Source organism: Photobacterium sanguinicancri (assembly GCF_002265265.1).
Taxonomy (GTDB): Bacteria; Pseudomonadota; Gammaproteobacteria; order Enterobacterales; family Vibrionaceae; genus Photobacterium; species Photobacterium sanguinicancri.
On the sequence record NZ_NOIF01000246.1, the window covers coordinates 1 to 5534 of the forward strand.

Genomic DNA, 5534 nt, shown 5'->3' on the forward strand with positions numbered 1-5534 from the left:
TTCTTAATCTTTTTCTATTAATCTTTCGGAAAAATGATGAATGTACGGCTAGTGATAAATGAAAATTGGAACAGGCAACAATAACGATCCCGTTGAGAAAATATTGATCTCTTTGCCACGATCGCACAAAGATGGACATCTTTTCGCGATCCCAGCTGGCTTAGTTGATTGGTTACCGCAATATCAACATTTTAAAGGGGTCACAAAAAGTATTGTTGAACTACTCAATCTCATTTCACTACGAGGCCTATCTTGCCAAGATGGCATGGTATCAACGACTGAGTTAGTTGAAGCGACAGAAGGGCAATTAACTCGAGCGGCAATTCAGCAACGTTTACGAGCGGCAGTTGGTATTGGTCTTTTTAAACAACAACCTGTGCGCTTTGAAGAAGGGCTTGCAGGAAAAACCATGCTTCATCATTTTGTAAACCCAGCTTTGTTAATTTCCCAACTGGGCACAGGTAGCCTGCATTCTTTACAAAGCAAAGAGCAAGAAAAGCAAAAACGCTCGAAGGCGTTAGCGCAAAATCATGTTAACCGTCGTTTGCTAACTGAGCATGGTTTAGGTACACCACCAAGTATGCCAGATGAAGCGGATCAGATTGTGGTTTCTCCCACCAGCTGGGCTGGGATCATTGATCAGGCATTAGCGCCACCACGCACAAAGAAAAGTTACCAGAAAGCCATGGTTGCGATCAGTGGCACTAAAGCGATCATAGAAACACGCTCGTCAAAGTCGATCATGACTGTTGATGATCTTATGACCTTGTTTGCGTTGTTTACATTAACCGTGCAGTACCATGATCATCATATCGATGATTATGAGATCCAATCGCGTACGCTTGGTAACAAGACCCCAGTTTACATCACTGATATTTTGGCGTTACGGGGTAAGAAAGACAGTGGCCCTGCACGTGACTCTATTCGTGAAAGTATTGATCGTATTGAATTTACCGACTTTCAATTGCATGAACTCACAGGCCGTTGGCTTAGTGAAAATATGCCAGAAGGCTTCAAAAGTGATCGCTTTCGTTTTATTGCGCGGACGATCACCGCTTCTGAAGAAGCGCCTCAAGAAGGTGAAAACGGTGAGATCAAGATCAAGCCCAATCTCTATATTTTAGTTTGGGAGCCGTCTTTTTTTGATGAGCTTCTAACCCGTGACTACTTCTTTTTGTTCCCGCCAGAGATCTTGCGTCAGCATACCTTGGTATTCCAGTTGTATACTTTTTTCCGGAGTCGAATGTCGCGTCGAGTCAATGACTCGATGCTGCTGAGTGAGTTAAATCAGAAATTGGCGCGTAATATTGAGTGGCGCCGTTTTTCTTCTGATTTGATCCGTGAGTTGCGTAAATTGGCCGACGATAAAGTCACGGATGATGTGTTTGCGGTCAATTTGTGGGGCTATCATTTAACCATCATCCCTGAAGATGCGAACCAACGTTATACCGATTACCAAATTGATATTCGTTGTGATGCCGCCGAAGTGATCCGTTACTCACGAGCCAAAACGACCAACGAAGGCAAGCGCAATATGGCGCCGACTATGCCTAACCCGCTGCGTAATGAAATTTTGCCGAAGCGTGAACTTGATCAGTTATCTCAGATCATTGATGGTGAATTTGAACCGATCCAACGCAAAGAGGGGCGGACCAAAGGGCGTTTAGGCCGTCGCGTGAAGCTGCGTAAGCACTTGGTAGAGATCAATGCTGACGAATTAACGATCATCTTATCCAAATATACCTCACCAGAAGCCCTTCAGCGCAGTATCACGGCGTTATCGGCAATGACTGGACACTCATCTTCTAGTGTTTCTGATGAGTGCCATGAGCTACTAGAGAAGCTTGATTGGCTGCGTGTCTCTGATCAAGTGGTGAGCTACGAAACATTAAGTAAGACGGTTGAGCTTTACAATAGCCAACAAGAAGATCGTCACTTATCGATAGAACGTTTAATTTCTGGGCTGGCTGTACGTCGAAAAGTCTGTAAATTAGTCCATGAAGGGCATATTAACGAACAAGTGCTCACAGCCCTCGACGATGTTGCTCGAGGCGTGTAGTACCTAAGGGTAGTTGTGAAGGACAATACAATACGACAGCAGGTAAGGATTATTGCTTGCGCATTGTTACTGACTGCCAGTAGCACAGGTTGGGCGGCTGAACGCGAAAAAGTTGGCTTAGTACTCAGTGGTGGCGGTGCAAAAGGTGCCGCACACATCGGGGTGCTTGAAGTCTTAGAAGAGAATCGTATCCCTGTTGATATTATCACTGGGACGAGTATGGGGGCCTATGTCGGTGGTATGTATGCCATGGGACTGACGGCGCAAGAAGTAAAAAACAAAACTCTAGCGGCGAATTGGCAATCTGGCTACGTTGATCGCGCGACTCGCAATGAACTCGTACTGCGTCGTAAACAGCAAAATGACAACTTCCAATTGCACACCGATTTTGGTGTCACGCCAAAAGGTGAGTTTAGGGTTAAACCGGGCGCGTTCCAAGGGCAGGGAATGGCCATTCTTCTGCGTGGTCTTACTAATAATTTCCCCGTATTGTCTACGTTTGATAATTTAGTTATCCCTTACCGCAGCGTCGCAACAGATATCGCAAAAGTAAAACCTGTGGTGATTGACTCGGGTCACTTAGCTACCGCGATGCAAGCCTCAATGACGGTGCCGGGCGCACTGACTCCGATAGAATGGGAAGGACATCGCCTTGTGGACGGTGGTGTGGTCAATAATATGCCCGTCGATGTTGCCCAGAAAATGGGAGCGGATGTTATTATCGCGGTGGATCTACGCGACCCATTACTTGAAGATGAAGATTTAGGGAATGCGTTAACGATCATCTCACAACTCACGACTTTCATGACCAACAGCAGTGCCGATCATCAAAAGGCATTGATGTCGGAAGATGATATTTATCTGCAGCCAATACTCACTTTCATGACGGCGCCTGATTTCGATAAGATGACTCATGCTTATGAGGCTGGCCGCAAAGTTGCGATAGACGCATTGCCTAAATTGTTACCCCACCAATTATCTGCAACTGAATACGCACAATATGTGCGGGGTAAACAAGATCGCCGTAGTCAAATGGTAGCGAGAATGGCCTACTACATAGACAGTATTGAACTCGAGAATAAAACCAGTCGTAGCGATAAAGCCTTGTTGATTTTATTGGATTTAGATATTCAGCGTGTGGTGACCAATCAAGAATTAGAAATAGCCGTTAATAGGTTGAATGCACAGGATATATTTTCTCGTATTAGCTATGAGATTAAGCAGCAGGATGACGAAACTGTCTTAGTGGTTGATGTGACTGAAAAGTCATGGGGGCCGGGTTATTTGAACTTCAAATTTGCGTTTGAAGATGATTTTTCCCAACGTTCAGATTTTACGTTTGGTGCGCAGTACCTGTATACCAATTTGACGGACAAAGGCGGAGAATGGCTATTTGAAGCTGAGCTTGGTAGTTGGAAAGCGTTCAAAACCGAAATTTATTTACCGCTAGATTATGATCAACGCTATTTCTCCAGTATGGCACTGGAATTTAATAGCCAACTACGCGGCTTTAAGCCAGAACAACTTGATACGGGATTTGACCTCGACCCAAATATTAGCACTGTTGATGGCTTGTACCAGCGTTCTATCATCTCTGCCGAGATCGGCATTAACTTAGCCCGTTGGAGTGCAATCAGCCTGGGTTATATGGGGCAAACGGGGGATATCACGTTATCTGCGTTTGGTTTAACGGAAGATTTTAAATCTAACGGACCTTACACTAAGTTTGATTACGATAATCTGGACAACCAATATTTTCCAACAAGTGGCCTGCAAGCTTCTGCTTATTTTGCGGTGATGGAAACGGAAAGTCAGTTTGAAAACAATAAAACGGAAAGTGAGGTTTTCGTTTATAACTTAAGTCTAATTAAACCCTATAACATTGATCGGCATACTTTTGTCGCTTTAGGGAAATTTGCAGGGGCTGACTCAAAAGAATTTCTGCCAATTTTTGCCCAAGACCTCGGTGGTTTGTTCAACTTGTCTGGTTATCACAAGTATGAATTGAATGGCCGCTACAGCGCATTAGGTGCGCTTATTTACCGCTACCAGTTACTGGATAACGATTTTGGCGCGTTCTCGACACCTGTGTATGTAGGGGGATCGTTAGAAAAAGGTGGCGTATGGAATGAATACGGTCAAATATCGGTGAATAGTATGATCACTGCCAGCAGCGTGTTTGTTGGAGTCGATTCAGTGCTTGGGCCGGTCTATCTTGCCTATGGTATGGCTGAGGGAGGGGAGAGTTCGCTATATTTAACCCTAGGAAGTGTGTTCCAGAAGTGATTTTATTGCTTACTCACTGAGTTGCCCCCATGATTTTTTAAAGGCTAAACACTGATTGTTTAGCCTTTTTTGATCTCTGTATGTCGTTGATTAATACAATCAGGGCAAGGTGATCAGTGACTTAGTTAGTTTGGTATAACTACGAAATGTGATCTTTTCAGCGATTTACATTTTTTCTTTTGGTTACTACTACTGTTTAGTGGCAAAGGTACGATAATGCGCAGAGCTGTATTCCTCATCGATGGACATGTAATGAGAACCGAAAAAGAAAAAATGCTAGTGGGCGATATTTACCACGCCTTTGATACTGAATTGGTGATTGAGCGCGATCGTGCTAAAGCAATCTGTTTTAAACTGAATCAGACTTGCTCGACCGACCGCGATACTCGCCAATCCTTGATCCTTCAGCTTTTTGCGCATACTGAGCACGTTGAAACAGATGCTTGGGTTGAATCCCCTTTTCACTGCGACTACGGTTATAACATCACAGTGGGGAAAGGTTTTTACGCCAATCATGGTTGTACTATTTTAGACGGAGCGCCAGTGACGTTTGGTGATAATTGTTTGCTAGCGCCTAGCGTGGTGATTGCGACGGCTGGGCATCCATTGGATTCGGTTGAGCGTGCGAAAGGTGACGAGTATGCCAAAGCGATTACAGTGGGTAACGATGTGTGGCTCGGAGCGAATGTGACAGTGTGCCCTGGTGTCACTATTGGAGATAATGTCGTGGTTGGAGCGGGAAGTGTAGTTACCAAAGATTTACCAGCCAATACTGTGTGTGTCGGCGCGCCAGCCAAGCCTATACGTGTTATTGATTGATGAAGTCACTACAGAGGGGGGAAGTGTTGATGATCACTACCTTGATCATCTTTCCGTTGCGAGAGGCCCTTGCTCCTTCTTTGTCAGCTTGATCCAGAAGCCACTTCTATATCGATTTACAAAAACGATAAGGTATTAATCTGTAAAAAAGGTCAATGATTCGCTAAGTAGACATTACACCTCAGTGTGCTGACATCCTTGCCGATGCTTTTTAGCATGACAAGGAAGGGAAGCGAGGGTTATTGATTAGAATAATAACTCAACAGCATAAATAACTTCATCTGGTTGGCAATTCATATATAAAGGCTTGAATGTATCGGACCTTTTATATAGTCGTTCAATATCATTATACTCAATGCTTCCACTATTT

The 5534-nt window shown here is 44.3% G+C and carries 3 protein-coding genes; all 3 read left to right on the top strand.

Going from position 1 to position 5534, the window contains the following annotated elements; genetic code table 11:
- Nucleotides 1-58 precede the first annotated feature (58 nt).
- Nucleotides 59-2059 (top strand): replication initiator protein RctB domain-containing protein, encoded by a 2001-nt coding sequence (locus ASV53_RS22240; RefSeq protein ID WP_094958728.1) that lies wholly within the window; start codon nt 59-61, stop codon nt 2057-2059.
- A gap of 15 nt (nt 2060-2074) precedes the next feature.
- Nucleotides 2075-4345 carry a patatin-like phospholipase family protein gene (locus ASV53_RS22245; RefSeq protein WP_094958729.1) on the top strand — a complete coding sequence of 757 codons (2271 nt, stop codon included), beginning with the start codon at nt 2075-2077 and terminating at the stop codon, nt 4343-4345.
- A 252-nt stretch (nt 4346-4597) separates the two neighbouring features.
- Nucleotides 4598-5164, top strand: coding sequence for a sugar O-acetyltransferase (locus ASV53_RS22250; protein ID WP_094958730.1), 567 nt, complete (start codon nt 4598-4600; stop codon nt 5162-5164).
- Nucleotides 5165-5534: the final 370 nt, after the last annotated feature.

Coding starts and splice junctions, on each gene's coding strand:
- ASV53_RS22240 (WP_094958728.1), top strand. CDS start 59: ATGAAAATTGGAACAGGCAACAATAACGATCCCGTTGAGAAAATATTG.
- ASV53_RS22250 (WP_094958730.1), top strand. CDS start 4,598: ATGAGAACCGAAAAAGAAAAAATGCTAGTGGGCGATATTTACCACGCC.